The 17,709-nt window shown below is 61.4% G+C and carries 13 protein-coding genes; 3 read left to right on the top strand and 10 right to left on the bottom strand.

All coding sequences use genetic code 11. The annotated features are described in order from the left end of the window. Window positions 1–2 precede the first annotated feature (2 nt). From NKH38_RS28065 to NKH38_RS28050, 4 genes are all read right to left on the bottom strand, one after another. A complete protein-coding gene (locus tag NKH38_RS28065; RefSeq protein WP_352764747.1) occupies window positions 3–1,901 on the bottom strand; it encodes an ABC transporter substrate-binding protein in 1,899 nt (632 codons plus the stop codon). Further along, entirely contained in the window at window positions 1,898–3,793 is a 1,896-nt protein-coding gene (locus NKH38_RS28060; protein ID WP_023672138.1) for an ABC transporter ATP-binding protein, read from the bottom strand. Before NKH38_RS28060 ends, NKH38_RS28065 begins: the two co-directional genes overlap by 4 nt. 151 nt (window positions 3,794–3,944) lie before the next feature. Further along, a complete protein-coding gene (locus NKH38_RS28055; RefSeq protein ID WP_352764742.1) occupies window positions 3,945–5,285 on the bottom strand; it encodes an adenylate/guanylate cyclase domain-containing protein in 1,341 nt (446 codons plus the stop codon). Between the two features lie 303 nt (window positions 5,286–5,588). Next, a complete protein-coding gene (locus tag NKH38_RS28050; RefSeq protein ID WP_031196755.1) occupies window positions 5,589–6,767 on the bottom strand; it encodes a DUF3095 domain-containing protein in 1,179 nt (392 codons plus the stop codon). A 74-nt stretch (window positions 6,768–6,841) separates the two neighbouring features. Between NKH38_RS28050 and NKH38_RS28045 the strand changes: the two genes are divergently transcribed. Both NKH38_RS28045 and NKH38_RS28040 read left to right on the top strand, forming a co-directional pair. Then, window positions 6,842–7,930 carry a glycosyltransferase family 4 protein gene (locus tag NKH38_RS28045; RefSeq protein ID WP_023732840.1) on the top strand — a complete coding sequence of 363 codons (1,089 nt, stop codon included), beginning with the start codon at window positions 6,842–6,844 and terminating at the stop codon, window positions 7,928–7,930. Continuing rightward, window positions 7,927–8,685, top strand: coding sequence for a polysaccharide deacetylase family protein (locus tag NKH38_RS28040; protein WP_352764738.1), 759 nt, complete (start codon window positions 7,927–7,929; stop codon window positions 8,683–8,685). Before NKH38_RS28045 ends, NKH38_RS28040 begins: the two co-directional genes overlap by 4 nt. A 1-nt stretch (window position 8,686) precedes the next feature. Here NKH38_RS28040 and NKH38_RS28035 read toward each other — a convergent pair whose 3' ends face one another. The 3 genes from NKH38_RS28035 to NKH38_RS28025 form a co-directional block, all read right to left on the bottom strand. Then, complete coding sequence (locus NKH38_RS28035) at window positions 8,687–9,538, bottom strand: MBL fold metallo-hydrolase (protein WP_352764735.1); 852 nt, start codon at window positions 9,536–9,538, stop codon at window positions 8,687–8,689. 111 nt (window positions 9,539–9,649) lie between these two features. After that, window positions 9,650–10,117: a cyclic nucleotide-binding domain-containing protein gene (locus NKH38_RS28030; protein ID WP_023672144.1), complete on the bottom strand. Its 468-nt coding sequence runs from the start codon at window positions 10,115–10,117 to the stop codon at window positions 9,650–9,652. Between the two features lie 34 nt (window positions 10,118–10,151). Continuing rightward, entirely contained in the window at window positions 10,152–12,866 is a 2,715-nt protein-coding gene (locus tag NKH38_RS28025; RefSeq protein ID WP_023710306.1) for an ABC transporter transmembrane domain-containing protein, read from the bottom strand. Window positions 12,867–13,128: 262 nt separating this feature from the next. Here NKH38_RS28025 and NKH38_RS28020 point away from each other — a divergent pair, with 262 nt between their 5' ends. Beyond that, the gene (locus NKH38_RS28020; RefSeq protein ID WP_352764769.1) at window positions 13,129–13,800 is read left to right on the top strand and encodes a class I SAM-dependent methyltransferase; all 672 of its coding nucleotides are present in this window, start codon (window positions 13,129–13,131) and stop codon (window positions 13,798–13,800) included. On the opposite strand, the gene NKH38_RS28015 is transcribed toward NKH38_RS28020, so the two are convergent. The 3 genes from NKH38_RS28015 to NKH38_RS28005 are packed head-to-tail and all read right to left on the bottom strand — an operon-like array spanning window position 13,778 to window position 17,383. Then, a complete protein-coding gene (locus NKH38_RS28015) occupies window positions 13,778–14,926 on the bottom strand; it encodes a glycosyltransferase family protein (protein WP_023730303.1) in 1,149 nt (382 codons plus the stop codon). The two genes, NKH38_RS28020 and NKH38_RS28015, sit on opposite strands and share 23 nt — an antisense overlap. After that, window positions 14,923–16,167, bottom strand: coding sequence for a glycosyltransferase (locus tag NKH38_RS28010; RefSeq protein WP_023730304.1), 1,245 nt, complete (start codon window positions 16,165–16,167; stop codon window positions 14,923–14,925). Before NKH38_RS28010 ends, NKH38_RS28015 begins: the two co-directional genes overlap by 4 nt. A gap of 1 nt (window position 16,168) precedes the next feature. Beyond that, on the bottom strand, window positions 16,169–17,383 hold the full coding sequence (locus NKH38_RS28005) for a glycosyltransferase family protein (RefSeq protein ID WP_352764729.1): 1,215 nt from the start codon (window positions 17,381–17,383) through the stop codon (window positions 16,169–16,171). Between the last annotated feature and the right edge of the window lie 326 nt (window positions 17,384–17,709).

Below are 17,709 nucleotides of genomic sequence, written 5' to 3'. Positions count from 1 at the left end.
GCTCAGGAGCCTCCAAGCCAGAATGTGTCCGGCATGTAGACACCGAAATAGGAGGTCGGGTCATAGCCGAAAAGTGCCTTGTCAGGCAGGTTGCGCAGCCGCGAGGATACCAGAATCGGCTGATGCGTTGCGTTCACCGTGCCTATTGAAAACACCTGATCGGTGTAGATCGACAGCATGGAGTTCCAGATTTCGGCGCGCTCGCTGGCTTCGGTCGATCCGTTCCATCGCTTGAGCAAAGCCATCAACTCGACCACTTCAGGAAGATCGGGCGCCTCACCCATCTTGCCATGGGACAGATAGTGAGCACCCCAGAGCGGCCACTGCAATTGGTCGTCGATGGTGGGGGCCAGTTGGTACGGATTCATGTCGGCGGTCGGCACGCCATTGTCGATGCCCGACCACATCGACATCATGATCTGGCCGCCAAGCGCGCGGCTGCGGAAGATGTCGCGCTGCGAAGTCCGGATGAACAAAGCGATGCCGATCTTGCGCCAGTGATCGGTGATAAGTTCGAGCGCGTCGGTTTCCAGCGTGCTTTCGCCGGCCGTTTCCACGATGATCTGCGCCGGGCGTCCATCCGGAAGCATCCGCACGCCGTCATCGTCACGGGCCTGAAGCCCGACCTCGTCTAGCAGGGCATTGGCCTTGTCGGGATCATGGGCGATCCAGGCTTTCGCGTATTCCGGCCGGTAGAGCGGGCTCTCCGGCAACACCGTATCGGCACTTTCCTGCGCCAATCCATAGAACACGGCCATGTTGATCTCACGCCTGTCTACAGCAAGCGAAAGTGCGCGGCGCACGCGCACGTCTCTCAAAAGGGCACGCCACACCGGGTCGGCACAATTCAGATTGGGCAGCAGCGCCAGCCGCGAGCCCTGAGTGCGTTTCCATAGATGCATCTTCACCGGGTAGCGCTTCTCCGCATCCTTCAGGAACGAGTAATCGCTGAAGTCAATTCCCATGCATTGCAGGTCGCTCTCCCCCGCACCGGTCTTGGCCGAGATGATCGCCGACGAGCTGACATTCATGATGATCTGGTCGACATAGGGCAGTTGCCGGCCATTCTCGTCTATTCGATGAAAGAACGGGTTGCGCTCGAAGATAAACTGCTCGGCTGGCGGCTTGGTCCGGTTCCGCCAGGGATCGAGCGTCGGCAATTCCGGGTTCTCTGGGCGATACTGCCGCGACATGCGGATATGCAGGAGCGTCCATTTCTTGGCCCGGTTCTCCTTCATCAGGCCGGCGAGCCGGAATGGATCCTGGTATTTCTTGTGGAACTGCTTGAGATAGGCGGCCGGCAGAACGAGCGATATCGGCGCGGCAGCAGCGAGCTTGGGCAGGAAGTCGGGATTGGGCGCGTCCCAACTGTAGCGCACCGTCAGCGGATCGACGATCTCGAAGCGCGGCGGCTGGCCGTCCGCCAGCAGGGTCGGGGCGAGCCCCCCTTGCGAAAGCTCATCGTTCAGCCAGACATCTTCCCAGCAATAGCGAAAATCCTCCGGCGTCAGCAGGCTGCCGTCGGACCATTTATGGCCTTCCCGTATCTTGAAAGTGAAGATGCGATCATCCGCTACGTCGAAACTTTCGAGAATGTCGGCATGCAAGTTAAGTTTTTCGTCATAACCGACCAGCCGGGAATACCCGTAGATCGTCATCATCCGGATATCTTTCTGGCTGCCGATGATCGTACGCAGCGTGCCGCCATACTGGCCGGGCTGCCGGCCCATCGCCGCGAGGTTCAACGCGCGCGGGCTTTTGGGCAGGCGCTCCGCGAGTGGCGGCAGAGCCCTGGCTTTCAGCTGCGGCTGAAGAAAATCCGGCTCCAGATCGCCGGCGCGCGCCGTGCCCGGCAGAAATGCCGAAGCCATGAGACCAAGGACAGTGCGGCGGCTGATCAATGGCGTAACTCGCTGACATCGGCCGAACGTCGGGCCAGCACGAGATGGCCGCCGCCGAGATCGAGCGGCGACAGCATATCCTCTTCGCCCTCGTCGCGGAATTGCGGGCCCCATGCGCTGGTGTCGGAAGCGCCGCCGAGCTTCAGCGTCTTAAAATCCATCGGCCGGTCGAGATCGGGGAAGGGGACTGCGGCGAGCAGCGAGCGCGTGTAGGGGTGGATCGGTTTCCTGAGCAGAATTTCGCGCGGTGCAAGCTCGACGATACGCCCGCCGCACATCACCGCGATGCGGTCCGCCATGTAGTCCACCACCGCCAGATTGTGGGATATGAACAGGTAGGTCAGGCCCAGTTCCTTCTGCAGGTCCTTCAGAAGGTTCAGGATCTGCGCCTGCACGGAGACATCGAGCGCCGAAACCGGCTCGTCGCAGATCAGCAGTTCAGGCCCCAGCGCCAAGGCGCGCGCAATGCCGATACGCTGACGCTGCCCGCCGGAGAAGCTGTGGGGATAACGCTGGATGAAGCGCGGATCGAGCCCGATTGCCTGCATCAGGCTCTTGACCGTGGCTAGCCGGGACGCGGCATTGCCACGTTGATGGATTTCCAGCGGCTCGCTCAAGATGTTTTCCACCGTCATGCGAGGCGAAAGCGACGAGACCGGATCCTGGAAAACCATCTGGAGTTTCGCCCGCAGCAAGCGCAGGGCGTCTCCCTCGGCTTCCAGGACGTCGATCGGTCCGTCGCGGCCGTTGAAGATCACGGAGCCGCCGGTAGGGGTGACGGCCCGCATCAGGATCTTGCTGACGGTGGTTTTGCCGCAACCGCTTTCGCCAACCAGGCCCAGGCACTCACCTCGCCTGATGTCGAAGCTGACGCCGTCCACGGCGCGAACAGAGGTCTGATGGCTCCCGCTGAACCATCCGGAGTTGCGGATGGTGTAGACCTTTTTCAGATCCCTGACCGACAGCAGAATGTCGTCCGGCCCCTTCGCTTCCGGCGCCGTCTGCTTGCCCAGCAGGGTCCCGACATTCACCGGCACCTCGCGGAGCGCCTTCAGTCTTTCGCCAGGCTTCAGGTCGAAATGCGGAACGGCTGCCATGAGGCCCTTCAGGTAAGGGTGGCCTGGCCGGCGGAATATTGCCTCCACAGGGCCTGCTTCCATGATCTCGCCATGGTACATGACGACCACCTCGTCGGCGACATTGGCGACCACGCCGAGGTCGTGCGTGATCAGCAGCATTGCCATGTTGAGCTTGGTCTGGAGTCCACGAAGCAATTGCAGGATTTGCGCCTGGATGGTGACGTCCAACGCCGTCGTCGGCTCGTCGGCGATCAACAGAGCGGGCCGGCAGATAAGCGCCATGGCGATCATAGCGCGTTGCCGCAATCCTCCCGAAAGTTCAAATGGATACATGTCGTAGGCGCGCTTGGGATTGGGAAACCCGACGAGGCCGAGCATTTCCTCGGTCCGTGCCTTGCGCTCCGTCCGATCCATGTGCGTATGAATCTGCAGGGATTCGCTGACCTGGTTGCCGATCGTGTGCAGCGGCGACAGCGATGTCATCGGCTCCTGAAAGATCTTGCCGATGCGGCTGCCTCTCAACGCCCGGATTTCGGGTCCGTCTCGCGGCATCTGCAGGATATCCTGCGTCGTGCCGGGCTTTTTGGGATCGGAAAACAGGATACGGCCGCGAACATGGGCCGTGTTCGGCAAGATGCCCATCACGGCCTGGCTGAGAACCGATTTTCCGGAACCGGACTCACCGACAAGTGCGGTGACCTTGCCGGGCAGGACGCGAAGATTTGCCCGCCTGACGGCATGCAACGGTCCCCCGACAATGGCAAAAGAGATGCCAACATCCTCGATCCGCAGCAGATCAACGCCTGCATCCATTCCCACACCAGCCCCAATCTGGCGCCTCCCGACCGGCCCCAAAAAGCAAGACTAGCGCATTGTCAGCGCAGAGCAACTTGGATTCGAAACGAATTCTCCGGCGACCGGCGGCCGGACAGCATACCAGGGCGTCCAGATCGGATGGTGGTGACTACTGGAGCTTCCTCCGGTCGCCCGCCGACAGCCGCGCGGCATCGCGATGAAGCAGCATGACCTGCTCGGCGTCCGATATCCGATCGTGAAACGGCTGCAGCGCAGCGTCTTCATCGAGTGCGAGAGCACCCGACAGATCGGGTGAAAGCACCGTCAGCTTCTGCTTGCTGCCCGCCAGTTCCTCCTCGCCGAGCGTCAGCCAGCTGTTGGCCCCGCAATAGCCGGCGAAGTCCTTGCTGGCGAGAACGCTGTGCGGATATTTCTTAGTCAGGGTCTGGAGACGCTGGACCTCGTTTACAGCCGAGCCGAAGACGGAGAATGTGAGTCGGTCGGTAAGCCCGACATTGCCGAACATCACATTGCCGACATGCAGGCCGATACCAAATTTTATGTCGCCCAGTCCTTGCTCTTTTCTGCGCAGATTGAGCTCCATCATGCGCATGCTGGCCTTGTGCGCAGCCGTAAGAGCAGCCTGGCAGGCGATCTCTGACTGCGCCCGGTGCCTTTCGCAGGGGTAGACGGCAATGAATCCATCCCCCAGGAAACTCATGATCTGCCCGCCTTTGCGATTGAAAGGTGCTGCGATGGCATCGAAAAACTGGTTCAGCGTATCGATATAGACTTCGCGGCCGGAGGTTTCGGCGAGCCTTGTCGACCCGCGCATATCGCCCATCACCAGCGCGGCCCGGATTGTGTCGCCCTCGCCGCGCTTGATCTGGCCGTCCAGCACGCGCCTGCCGGCGTCACCGCCGAGATACGTGGTCATCATGTTGTCGGCGAGCTTGGTGAGCACCGCCATCTTGCTTGCGATGGCGAGATGGTTCTGGATCCGCAGCAGCGCCGAAATCATGCTGTCGCTGAAGCCTGAAGCACTGTCGGTGGACCAGGACCCCAACATGCCCTGACTTGTATCGCCGTTGAAGGGATGGACGAAAGCCATGTAATCGGTGACGCCCATAAGCCTGAGCTCATCGAAAACAGGAAACTCCGACCGCACCGACGGCTCGAGCCGGCGCCGCAGATGGTCGAGCTTGTTGCTGAGCAGATGGTAGTATGGGCTGGTCAGGAATCTGTCGGAATGGACGCCGTTCTCACTCCGGAAGCCTTCCACTTCCAGGCCTTGGCCGCGAATCCAGGTGAAACCGAGCGCGTCATAAAGCGGATGCAGCATCGAGAAGCTCAAATGCACCCGCTTCAGCGGCAGGCCGGCAGCAGCCAGCCGTTCACAAAAACCCTTGACCAATGTTTCCAGGTCGTCGCCCGCCAGCGCCGATTGGGTCAGCCAATCGGCAACCTTATCCATGAGAATGTTGGAAATTTCTGCTTGCGCTGTGCTCATGCTATCTCGAAACCCGTCGAAGACGAGCCATCTCCTTTGATCCGCAAAATTCTCGAAGTCAATGAAGCCGGCTTCGGGGGCAGAAGCCGGCGAAGAATATCCCGAATGACTGTCCTTGCAGGAAGCAAGCAGACGTCGACCGCACAAATCACCTGCAACACTATGTGGCGAGGCTGCCGGCGAAGTGCAATCCCGATCCTGACATCGCGCAAATAATTGGTCGGCTCAGGCACCGTTGGGCTCGCCGGGTCCCAAGAACCATGGCCGCGGCGCATTGCGGAAAATCGATTCCCCAAGCCGTCATCAGACCGGCGCCTTCGCCTTCAGGCTTGCGGCAGCCATTGCATAGCCGCCGGCGGCGCCATCGATGAAGTGAACATGATCGCGCTGCAGCGGCGAGATGACGAGGCATGTCATCAAGGCCGACTTCTGGCGGTGCAGGCCATAGTTGCAGATGCCGGCCTCTTCCGCTTGTTTCAGCCGGTTCTCGATCCGCTGCAACACATCCGCGTCGACGTCGATGGTCATCTTCAAGCCGTCGTCGAACTTGCGGAAATCCGAATTGCTGGCCACCTCGCGTTTGTAGACCTTCGGGTCGAAACCGCCGATCGTCCAGCCCAATTTGTCGGTGACGGCCGTAAGCGTCATCAGGAAGATCACCCACAGCTTGGCCAGCCACCGCCGCCCCGGCGGCGCCGTGGCCCGTGCCTCGACATCGAGACCGGCGGGCAAGAGACTATAGGCCGGACCGTCCACCGGCACCGGGTGGCCATCGCGCTCCTGCCTGCCGGCAAGGGCGATGATGTCGGAAGCCAGAAACTGGAAACCACGCAAGTCGCGCGATGCCCCGGGCACGGCTATGATCGAGACAATTTCGCCATGCCGGGCTTCGATCGGGTTCCAGCGGCAGGAGAGGCCGGTCAGATCCGGCCGCGCGCCGGCCGGGGCGGGGTCGACGCGGTAGCGCCCGGCTTTCATTTCGGCTTCCGCCCAACTGCCGCCGCCGCCGGCGAACATGGCATAGAAGGCTGCTTCGGAGGCCTGGAACCTCGCCACGCGAACGTCGAGGCCTTGCGCTCTTATGTCCTTTATCGGCACGATTGCGGCACGCAAGGTCAGGTCCAGTTCGTCCGCCACCCATCTCTGGACAGAAGCCAGCGCGTTACGGGCGATCTCCAGCGCCGAGCCGGGAAACGCCACGAGCGCGCCGTCGCCGCCGAAGACGAAGGGAAGATCTTGCCGGCCCAGTGCATTGAGCAGCGCCGAAATGACGCTGGCGCCGGCCATATTGACGGTTTTGTAGCGCCCGGCTTCGATCGCCTTGGTCGAGCCGACGATGTCGGCGGTGGCCAGCGCCCAGCCATCGGGGAGAGGCCGATAGTTGTCGATATCGGCAACGCTTTCGAACTTTGCGAAGACCGGCAAAGAAGCGACGAACGGGTCGGACGCGACAGCTGTTTCCATAAGCATCAGATAGCACATTCCAACGCTTGAAGGTGAAGTCGATCATGCCTCGAAATTGACTTGGGCAGGCTTTGCGATGATAGGATCGCGCGATGCGAATTGCCTTCTACGCCCCGCTGAAGTCGCCCAATCATCCCGTTGTCTCCGGCGACCGCCAGATGGCACGGATGCTGGTCCAGGCGCTGCAGCATGGCGGGCATAGCGTCGAACTGGCATCGGAGTTGCGCTTCTATCTACGCCAGCCGGAACCGAAAAGTTTCGATGCGCTCATGATCGAGGCCCGGGACGAAGCCGCGCGACTGACAAGGCTTTGGGACCGCGACGGCAAGCCCGATCTCTGGTTCTCCTATCATCCCTACTACAAGGCGCCCGACCTGATCGGGCCCGAGCTGGCGTTGGCCTTTGCCGTCCCCTATGTGACGGCCGAAGCCTCCTATTCCGAACGGCGCAACGCCGGTTCGTGGGCCGATAGCCAGGCATTGGTGGCGCGAGCCATAGAGCAGGCGGCGCTGAACATCTGCTTCACGCAAAGGGATCGCCAGGGGCTGGCGGATGCTGTTCCCCACGCCGCTCTCGGTATGCTTTCACCCTTCATCGACACATCGGCATTCTACGAAATGCCGGTACTGGATTATCCGACGCGCCTCGTGACCGTCGCCATGATGCGCCCGGGCGACAAGGTCTTGAGCTATCGCATGCTGGCGCAGGCGCTCGGGTTGATCGGCCACCTCCCCTGGACGCTGTCGGTCGTCGGGGACGGACCTGCCCGTGACGAGGTAAAGGCGCAATTCGCCGGCTTGCCCGCCGACCGTATCGAATGGCTTGGCGCGATTGAGCCGGTCGCCGTGCCGGATGTCCTCTATCGCGGGGGAATCTACGTCTGGCCGGGTTACGGCGAGGCCTATGGCATTGCCTATCTTGAAGCACAGGCCGCCGGCCTTCCGGTGGTGGCTCAGGACGTTGCCGGCGTGCCGGAGGTCGTGCGGCATGGCCAGACCGGGTTTCTCACCCCGCCAGGCGATGTAGCGGCGTTCGCTTCCGCAATTGCAAGGCTTCTGGCCAACAATGACGAAAGAACCATCATGGCTGCAGAGGCCAGACGTTTCGTTCTCGAAGAACGCTCTCTCGGTGCTGCAAAGGCCCGTCTGGCGGAACTTCTCAAGATGATCCCGTTGTCATGACATCCGACCCGATTTGGCAGCCCCTGGTGGACGAGCTGGCGCACCGGCAACGGGCGGGCCGCAAGGCAGAGTTCTGGCTGCGCGACGATGACGCCGTGGATCCTACGCCGGCGCTCGATCGGTTGCTCGACCTCACCGGTGACTTCGCGGTTCCGGTCACTCTGGCCGTCATTCCGGCCCAGACCGACGGGAAGCTAGTCGTCCGGCTTGACGCGGCGCCGCATGCCACGGTTGTCATTCATGGCTGGGCGCACCGAAATCATGCCCCCGAGGGTCAAAAAAAGCAGGAGCTCGGCGCGCATCGGCCACGCGAGGTGGTGCTGGATGAGCTGGCCGGCGGACTGTCGCGTGTAACCGGCCTGCACGGCGCACGTGCGGTTCCGATGCTGGTGCCGCCCTGGAACCGGATCGACGCCGGCCTGGTACCCGACCTCGGATCGATAGGATTTGCGACATTGTCGGTGTTCGGGCCGTCAAGGCCGGCTTCCCTGGCGGTCATCAACAGCAATGTCGACATCATGGATTGGCATGGCACGCGCGGCTGCCGCGATCATGGTCTGTTGGTTCAGGCCATCGTCGCGCAATTGCAGCGTGCATTCGACGGCGGCGAACCGGTCGGCCTGCTCACCCACCATCTCGTCCATGATGAATCGGCTTGGCTTTTCCTCGAACGGCTGTTCACGATCACCGCGCGGGCAGAAGCCTGCGCATGGCTTCCGATCAGCACACTGACAGAACGCAGCGCCGGAAAATAGCTCAGCGCTTTTTGTGCAAGACTGGAAATGTGAGCGTCTGGCCATCCCGCGCCGCAAAAGCGCCGGAAAATCTGTCCTTGGCCAGTTTCTCCATCTCGTCCAGCTCATCGTCGGTGCGTGCCGGATCGTGGTGAAACAGCGCAAGCCCGCGCGCGCCGGCCGCCTCGCAGAGCTTGACGCCCTGTTGCCATGTCGAGTGCCCGTTGCCGCGGTAGCGCTCCATTTCCTCCTCGGTGTAGGTGCAGTCGTAGATGACGAGGTCGGCATCTCTGATCAGGCCGAGCACCGCCTGGTCGAGTTTGCCCGGCTCGTGCTCGGTGTCTGTGATGACCGCCACGACGCGGCCCCCCCATTCGACACGGTAGCCGATGCAGCCGCCCGGATGGGTAAGACTACCGGTTCGTACAACAACTCCTTCGCGTGGCCGAAGCAGGTCTCCGGATGCGAAATCGCGGCAGTCGAGGCTCGCCTTGCAGACACCGAGTGTCACCGGAAACCATGGCGGCCGAATGAATTCATCGACCATCTGCCGCGTCGTCATGCGTCCAGCCAGATGCCCGGACCAAAGCGTAACTTTGATGCCTCGTTCATAAATAGGCTTGAAAGCCGGCAGCCCGATGACGTGGTCGTAGTGGCAATGGGTGAAAAACAGGTCGAAATCGGTGACGCCCGCCGCCCGAAGCGTCCTGCCGGCAGGCCGCAAGCCGGAGCCCGCGTCGAACAGAAGCGTATGCTTGCCGCATTGCATCTCGATGCAGATCGTGTTGCCGCCATAGCGAGCAAATTCTGGCCCCGACACCGCAATGCTGCCGCGCACGCCCCAAAACCTGACAAGGAAGAAATCGTCGTCCATGCACCCTTTCGCCCATCGTAGCCAACCAACTGCTGCCAGAGTCGTTCCAGGAAAGGTGTGACACGGTTCCGGAAACTGCATCAAAACAAAGAAACAGAGCGGCTCGCCGCTTCAGTGCAACTGTGAATCGCTCTCGGCCGTTCGTGCGTCGATCAGGTCCGCGGTCGTACTGCTTAGCCTATCGGCAAGAACCCGCAATATCTCGATGGTCATTTCGGGAAACTCCTTCATAAGCCTCAGGAAATGGTCCTTGCGGATTCTCAAGGCCTCCAGCTCACTTGCCGCTTTGACGGTGGCAGTACGGGAGCTGTTGCACAATATGGCAATCTCGCCAACGATCGAATTTGGCAGCAATTCGGCAACTTTGATCGGCCCATTGTCGGAATCGACCAGAATATCCGCGCTGCCCGAAAGGATGACATAGGCGGCGTCTGCCTCGTCGCCCTGCCGGAAAAGAATCTGGCCGGCACTGTAGTTCACGCGATCGGACGTGAACGCGAGCAGCTTGAGCTTTGTCGGCTCGATGCCAGAGAACAAGGGAACGCGTTGCAGCATTCCAACTTCATCCTTGAGCAGCATTGTCGCAAACCTTCCTGAATTCGCGTTTGCCAGACTATGACACAAGTTCCTTGAAGATACCGTTTCCCGCCAAGAGTGTCTCGTGTGTTCCGTCTTCCACCAATTGGCCTGAGTCAAAGACCACAACCCGATCGAACATCGCCGCCATTGCCGGATTCGTCACCACCCACACAATTGCCGGCGAATGGCCGTCGCGTCTGGCTTCGTCGAGCACATTCCGCAACACCTTGTCCTGCACGCGCTGGTCGAGCGCCGACAGCGGCCGATTGAGAATGAGGAAATCGGGACGCTTGAGCAAGGCGCGGGCAACATCGAGCTTCTGTCGCTGTCCGCCGGTCAGCCGCCTGCCGGCGGCGCCGACGTTGAAGTCCAGGCCGACATCCAGAAGCTCGGCATAAAGCCCCAGTTCGTCAAGAATATCATAGACGATGGAGCGAATGCGGTCCGGCGCGTCGGGATGGTTGTTGCCGACACGCCCGAACAGGACGTTGTCCATGACGGTGGCCGCGGCGATGTATTTGGCAGGGTCAAACCGTTCGACAGCTTTCTCCAGCTCGGCCGGCAGGTTTTCATAGAACTGGTTGCGTGCAGCGATGATCTTGCTCATCAGCTCGTCGGTCAACAGGCCGAAGCGATGCCGGGGCTCGATATAGGCAAAGCTTAAGGTGACCATCATGGCGCGGTCGTTCTCCGAAACCGCATCGTAGGGGCGATTCTTGAGCCGTTGCAGCAAGGTTTCGTAGGCGGGTATCTCCTCGGCGCTCATGAAGGCGAGCTGCTGGAAGAACTGGTGTTCGGGCGGCAGGTCGGCAAACAGCTCGATCGCCTGTTCGGCGATCTCCATGCCCATTTCGTAGAGCGTGCGGTCGAGGCCGGCTTGCTTCAGCACGGAAGCAAAATAGGGATTGGACGCCAGTGCCTTGTGAGCCAGTTCGGGGCCGGCCGCAGCGCCGAAGAGCAGGTTCTGGCCGATCGTCGCTTCCTTGTTGTAGGCGCCCGGTTCAAAAGGAACCACCAGCGCGCTCAGGCCTTCTTCCTCCAACCGGGTTCGCAGCGCCGCACGCAATTCGACGATCCGCCCGGCAAGCTTCGTGTGGCGCTTGAGGTCGGCCGAAGAGCGCAAGCCTAGATCCAGAATGTCGCGCGACAGAAGAACCGCGTCGAGCACCCGGCGCACGGCTTCAAAGAGGTCGTGCGGGCCGGTGGCGCCGGCGGAGGCATAGTTGATCCAGTCGCTGCGGATATCGAGATCCGGATTGCCCGACCGGCGCGCCTCGTCGATATTCCAACGGTGCTGGTCCGCCGCGGCGCCGTCATATGTCACCGATGTCAGCGGCGCATGCTTCAACCCGTAGAGCAAATTGTCGCGCAGGCTTGCCTGGAACAGGAAAACATCCGACGAAGCGTAGGACATGCGCCGGCCGGTCACGGCTTCGGGGAGATCGAGCAAGTCATCGGAGCCCGAAACGATCCTTCCGCTGTCCGGCCAGGTCAGCCGCGCAAAGGCTTCCGCAAGCGCCTCCGCTCCCCCTGTTGCGGTGCTGACCAGCGCCACCGTCTCACCCGGCTTGACCTCGAGCGAGATGCGATTGAGGAGCATTGCGCCGCCATCGTCTGCTATCGACAGGCTGACCGCCGACAGCGGCTTGGTCATCGGATCGGGATCGTCGACCGTCAGTGCTCCGATTTCCGGCGCGATGATATTCTCGACGGTGAACTGTTCGACGACCTGCTGATATTTGACCTGGACATCCTGCCGGTCCTGATCCCAGTCGATCAGTTCCTTCATCGGTCCGGGCAAGTCCTTGTAAGCGCCGATCACGGCCACGAGCTGGCCGACATCCAACCGCCCCTGGATGACCAGATAGCCACCGATCATGTAGAACAGAAAGGGCGTGAGCTGCGCGAGAAAATTGTTGAGGAACTTTACCATGAATTTCCATTGGTAAAGATCGAAGCGGATTTTGAAGATGAGCCCGAGCCGGGCTGCTATGTCGGCGCGCTCGTAGTTCGACGTATCGTGGACGTGAACCGCGCCGATGCCGTCGACGATTTCGCCAACCCGGCCTGAAAGCGCGCGCGCCGTCAACTGCCGCTGGCGCCCGAGCACGAGCAGCCGCCGCCGCATTCGCGGGATAAGCACGATCTGGATCGCCACGATCACGACCGCTATCATTCCGAGCCAGACGTTCTGGACCATGATGAACAGCATGGCCGTCAGCGCCTGGCCGCCGAGCAGCACCGGCTGCAGGAAGGCATCGCCAATGAAGCCGCCCAGCGGCTCCACCTCGTCCTTCACCATGGTCGCCACTTCGGCGGATTTCACCCGCTTGAAGTAAACCGGCGGAAACCGCAGCACACGATCGACCAGATCGAAACGAATACGCCGCAGCATGCGTTCGCCGAGCCGGCCCTTGTAAGTGTTGATGTAGAGCTTGAACAAGCCGTTGATGACGACCAGCAAGAGGAACACAAGGCTGAGCGCAAGCAGGGTCGAGGTGCGGTCCAGTTGAAAACCGGAGAAGAACTGGACCTCGCCGATGAACGGCAGGTTATAGTGCAACCGCATGAATGGCAGGGTCGCGCCCGGTTGCTCGAACCCCTTGCCCTGGATCGGGCCGTTGACGATCAGCTTCGGCAGGTCGAACGACATGAAATACGGGACCATCGAAAGCACGACGATCATCAATATCCAGAGCTGCTGCTTCCTGGTGTGCGTCCAGATATAGCGGGCTAGGCTGGTTTCCATATGCGATTGTCAGTTTGAAGGATGCGGAATGTAAAGGCACCTGCTGGCAAATGGTGTATCGGCCATGTCTTCGCCGCCAACGACGAGCTCAAAGCGGCAGCTGCGCGCCAAGCGGATGGGCGCCGATGGTCCGGACAAATTCAATCGGCCTCCTCCGGGCAATGGCGAAACGGCTTGCGGCACAGTCGCGTCCGCAAGTCGAACAGGCAAGAGGCAAGATTGCGTTGTGTCGCCCGAAATCCCAACATAGAAGACGAATATGATGGATGTCACGCAACCACGCAATGCCGGCATGGATGGGCATGAGCAAGCCCTGGACCTCACGCGGGGAATTGCCGCCTATGTCGACCACCCTCTCGTGGCCGGGCTGGCGCGCGTCATCGCCAAGCATCCGCAGGCCAATATCGCGAACGCCTTCAACCACAAACAGGTCGCCTGCAAGATGTGGGCGCTCGACAGGCTTTTCGAAAGCTGCGGCGGCCGGTTCGAGCGCATATGGGTTCTGGGTGGATGGTACGGCGTATTGCCGGCGATGCTTTTCAACGACACCCGCTTCGACATCGCGGCGATCGACAGCATCGACATTGATCCCGAAGTCGGCGCGGTCGCCCGGACACTCAACCGGCAAGCCGGCGACCGGTTTCAAGCGCTGACGGCAGATATGTACGCACTCGACTATGCCGCCGGCGGGCCCGACTTGGTGGTCAATACGAGCTGCGAACACATAGCCGACCTCAGCGCCTGGCTTGCCCTGCTTCCGCGGGGCACGAACGTGCTGCTGCAGTCGAACGATTATTTCAGCGAGCCGACGCACATCAACTGCGTGGCGTCACTTGCAGCCTTCGAAGCCATGGCGGCGCTGCGGCAGATCAGGTTCTCCGGTGAACTGCCGACAAAAAAATATACGCGCTTCATGCTGATTGGAACTGTTTGAAGCGTTCGCACAGGATTTGCGCCGAGCGCCGCGCCCCTTCCAGATCGAGACGATGCGCGGCTGGCGGCGGTCCCGCAAGCGCCTGCTCGATCGCATGCGCCAGACCTTCAGGCGTCAGGTCCTGTTCCGTCAGCACCGTTGCAAGACCGAGCTCTTCGAGCATCAGAGCGCGACGCGTCTGCTCGGTTTCCCCGCCGGCTGCAAATGGAACGAGCAGCGAGCGACACCCCGCGCGCATCACATCGCAGACCGTGTTGTAACCCGCCTGCGAGACCGACAGGCGGGCGCCGGTCAGCAGGCTGGCGAAATCCTCGCGGAACCGGAAGATGGACAGGCGTGGGGAGGCATCGCGTGAAATCGCGTCGAACTCGTCCTTCGGCAGGTTTGGGCCGGTGATCAAACACCATGTCCAGGCGTTATCGGCACTTCGCGCCGCCGCGACGGTGGATCTGACAAGGCTCTTTCCGGCCGCCCCGCCGCCAACCGACACCAGAACGTCGAAGCGCTCTGAGGCCGCTTGCGCCGGCGGCGCGGCAACGAGCCCTGTGTAGGCGACCTCGGCCCTGATCGCCCCAGCCAGCGGAAATGTCTTGTCGATGGTTGCGAAAGCCGGATCGCCATGGACCATGACAAGATCGAAATGCCTGTTGACGATATCGACCGTTTCTTCGTTTCGGCTCGGCTTCACGCGCTCCTGAAGGATGTCGCGGACGGACGCCGCCAGCAGCGGTCTGGGCGATGTCGCTTCGATGGCCTCGATCAGCGGCAGGAGTTCGAAACGCATCTGCCGGCGTCCAAAGGGAAACGCCTCGATAATGACGATGTCGGGCCTGTAATCCCGGAAAGCCTGCAGCAGCATGTCTGAGCGCCGCGTCTTGAAATCATCGTCGACGGCTTTGCCCTGCAGGTCGACAAGTCCGGAAAATCCTTCGTCACCGGAGGTGACAGGCGGCAGGGTCACGGATTTTACGCCCGATCCCGGAAATCCCGCGATCGGCGCTCCGCCGGTCACGACGGTGACGTCGAACCCGTCATCGACCAGAGCCGCCGCAATGCGGCTGGCGCGCGCGAGATGGCCGATGCCGAGCAGGTGCTGAACATAGAAGAAAGCGCGCAGCCGCTTCATTCGGCGACCCGCCACTCCCGCTCGAACAGTTCCTTGAGCTGTCCAATGCCTGCCACATGATCGAAATTGCTTCGCACGCGCCGCTCCGCGGCGTCGCCGAGACGGGCGCGGAGGACGGGATCGCGGATCAGGCGCTCCAGCGCCTGTGCCAGGGCAGTCGGGTTTTCCGAGGGAATCAGCAGCCCGGTTTCATCCGACGACAAAAGCTCCGGCACGCCGGAAATATCGGTCGACACGCAGGCAAGCCGCTGGCTGGCCGCCTCCACCAGAACATTCGGCAGGCCGTCCCTGTCGCCATCCGCGGTGATCCTACAGGCCAAAGCGAAGATGTCGGCGCTGCGGTAGTGCTCAAGCACCTCCTCCTGCGCCAGCGCGCCTTTCCAGGAGACGCGACCCTCCAGTCCGAGCCTTTGCGCCAGCGCCTTCAGCCGTTTTAGTTCCTCGCCGCCACCGATATGCTCGAAACACCACGCCAGATCGCCAGGCAAGAGGGCAAGAGCCTCCAGCAACGTATCATAGCCTTTCTTTTCAACGGCGCGTCCGACACTCAAGATCATGACCGGTTCGGCCGGCGCCGAGCCGTCACGCTGTTTTCGCGCCTCGCCGAAACTGCCGAAGCGGTCAAGGTCGAGCCCATGATAGCTCAGATGCACGGACGAACTGCCGTTGGCGAGTTTTTTCAGATGGTCGAAGCCGGTTTTCGTGCACGTGACCGTCCAGCGCGCCGAGGAAAGCTTGCCGGCCAGATCCCAGTCCGCCGACGTCCAGATGTCCTTGGCATGGGCTGAGCAGCTCCAGGGCAAGCCACGAAGCTGGCTGGCATAGCGCGTCACCGATGCCGGCGTGTGCGCGAAATGGGCATGCAGCCATCCGGCATCTTGCGGCCATTCGGCCGCCAGCACCAGCGCTTGCCCGAAGCGGCGCGCGCGATTGCGCGTAAAGTCGCGGCGGATATCGGCAGCGAGCGATTTGAGCGCGCGCCAGAAGCCAGGCCGCGGCAGACAGGCAAACAGCGATCGAACCACGCGCAGCGGCTCTCTGTGCAGATATTCCGGCAGATAATGGACGGGGGCCTTGATCTCGTCATGCACGGGATGACGTTTTGCGTCGGTCGGCCGCCTGAGCGCGAAAAGTATCAGGTCGAACCCCGCACGCTCGAGACCGAGCAGTTCCTGTGCGATGAAGGTTTCCGACAGCCGCGGATAGCCCTTCAGAACCACGACGATCTTGCGGTGTTGCAACTCAGTTCATGCCTTCAATGACCGAAAGGTGATGGCCGGCCCGGCGGTCGAGCAGTTCCGCGACGATTTCGGAAATATGAGGCAGCCCTTCCAGAGTCAGATGCGCATTGCTCTGCGATGGGCGGGGCCGGCCCGGCAAAACCTGCAGCACATCGGCAAACCGCTGGGCATCCTCGGCCTCCTCGGGCAAAAGTATCTCGATGAGGCCGAGTTCGGCTGCGCGCCGTGCCCGGATCAGCTGTTCCTCGCGCGGCGTGACGCGCGGCACGATCAGCGCCGGCTTGTCGAAAGACAGTATCTCGCAATAGGTGTTGTAACCGCCCATCGCCACCACCGCCTTGGCGCCGGCAATCAGCTCTTCCATGCGGTTGTCGAATTCGATGATCTTGACATAGGGGATCTTGGCCCCTTTCCTGACCAGCTTGTTGCGCTTGCGCGCCGGCATGTAAGGCCCAAGCACGATCAGCGCCCTGTGCTGCAATCGCGGATCCTGCTGATAGGCCTCGATGACGTTGTGGATCAGGTCGGCGCCGTCACCACCGCCACCGGTGGTAACCAGGATATAGTCGCCCTCGGGCCGGTGGCCGGGCAATTGGTTCTGCTGCAGGCTCCGTTGCAGGAAACCGACGAACTTCATCTTTGCCCTGACCGCCGGCGGCACGTCCAGGCCGGTCAACGGATCGTAGAAATCCGGCGGGCCATAGACCCAGACCTTGTCGTAGAACAGGCCAATCTTGCGCATCACATCCCTGCGTGCCCACTCCGCTTCGAGCAAATGCGGCGCGTCCATCACCTCGCGCAGGCCAAGCACGAGCGTGGTGCCCCGCGTCTTGAGGTAGGACAGCGTATCCTCGATCTCTCCGCGCAGCCCCAGCGGTTCCTTGTCGACGATGAAGATATCCGGCCGGAAGCTCTCGGCTGTGTGGCGAATAATCGACTGCCGCATCCTGAGCGTCTCATGCAGATCGATGTCCTTTTCCAGCGAGGTGTATTCGCCGTTGCGCAACTTGATGACGCTGGGGATCTTCACGAAGTCGACGCGGGCGCGGTAGTCGAAGGCGCCGGCGATGGTGGCGCCCGAAATGATTAGCACCTGAAGTCCGCGGAAATCCCCGACCAGCGAATGAGCGATCGTTCGGCAACGCTGCAAATGGCCGAGCCCGAACGTGTCGTGGCTGTACATGAGAATTCGTGCGTCTTTTGCGTGCTGTGTCATTGTGAACGTCTTTTAGAATTCTCGCCGGACCGTGGGCAACCCCGCAGGCTTCGAAACCATTCTCACGGGTCTATCGACCTGTTTTGAAACATGGGGGCGAGAGGTACGCAACGGCATTCTTCACCAGGTCACGAATGCCAGGGGCGCTGATTGTGGCGCCATGCCTTGTCTTCGCCGACGATAGACGGCCCGAGCACAAATCTCTGTCATGAGGCTTGACCCCGTGGAATTAAATGCCCTGCGGCCTGAGGCAGGCAAAGCGCACATTGCGAAAAATCAAGGGCGACCAAGGCGAAACGAGGCTGCCGCACATTGTGAGGAGAACC

The sequence above is a fragment of the Mesorhizobium sp. M1078 genome (assembly GCF_040318615.1).
In the GTDB taxonomy this organism is placed as follows: domain Bacteria; phylum Pseudomonadota; class Alphaproteobacteria; order Rhizobiales; family Rhizobiaceae; genus Mesorhizobium.
This window is presented reverse-complemented; position numbering and strand designations above follow the sequence as displayed.

Bases quoted from the DNA above. Each gene is read 5' to 3' on its own strand.
- NKH38_RS28060 (WP_023672138.1), bottom strand. From the start codon at position 3,793: ATGGATGCAGGCGTTGATCTGCTGCGGATCGAGGATGTTGGCATCTCT.
- NKH38_RS28055 (WP_352764742.1), bottom strand. From the start codon at position 5,285: ATGAGCACAGCGCAAGCAGAAATTTCCAACATTCTCATGGATAAGGTT.
- NKH38_RS28050 (WP_031196755.1), bottom strand. From the start codon at position 6,767: ATGTGCTATCTGATGCTTATGGAAACAGCTGTCGCGTCCGACCCGTTC.
- NKH38_RS28045 (WP_023732840.1), top strand. From the start codon at position 6,842: ATGCGAATTGCCTTCTACGCCCCGCTGAAGTCGCCCAATCATCCCGTT.
- NKH38_RS28040 (WP_352764738.1), top strand. From the start codon at position 7,927: ATGACATCCGACCCGATTTGGCAGCCCCTGGTGGACGAGCTGGCGCAC.
- NKH38_RS28035 (WP_352764735.1), bottom strand. From the start codon at position 9,538: ATGGACGACGATTTCTTCCTTGTCAGGTTTTGGGGCGTGCGCGGCAGC.
- NKH38_RS28030 (WP_023672144.1), bottom strand. From the start codon at position 10,117: ATGCTGCTCAAGGATGAAGTTGGAATGCTGCAACGCGTTCCCTTGTTC.
- NKH38_RS28025 (WP_023710306.1), bottom strand. From the start codon at position 12,866: ATGGAAACCAGCCTAGCCCGCTATATCTGGACGCACACCAGGAAGCAG.
- NKH38_RS28020 (WP_352764769.1), top strand. From the start codon at position 13,129: ATGGATGTCACGCAACCACGCAATGCCGGCATGGATGGGCATGAGCAA.
- NKH38_RS28015 (WP_023730303.1), bottom strand. From the start codon at position 14,926: ATGAAGCGGCTGCGCGCTTTCTTCTATGTTCAGCACCTGCTCGGCATC.
- NKH38_RS28005 (WP_352764729.1), bottom strand. From the start codon at position 17,383: ATGACACAGCACGCAAAAGACGCACGAATTCTCATGTACAGCCACGAC.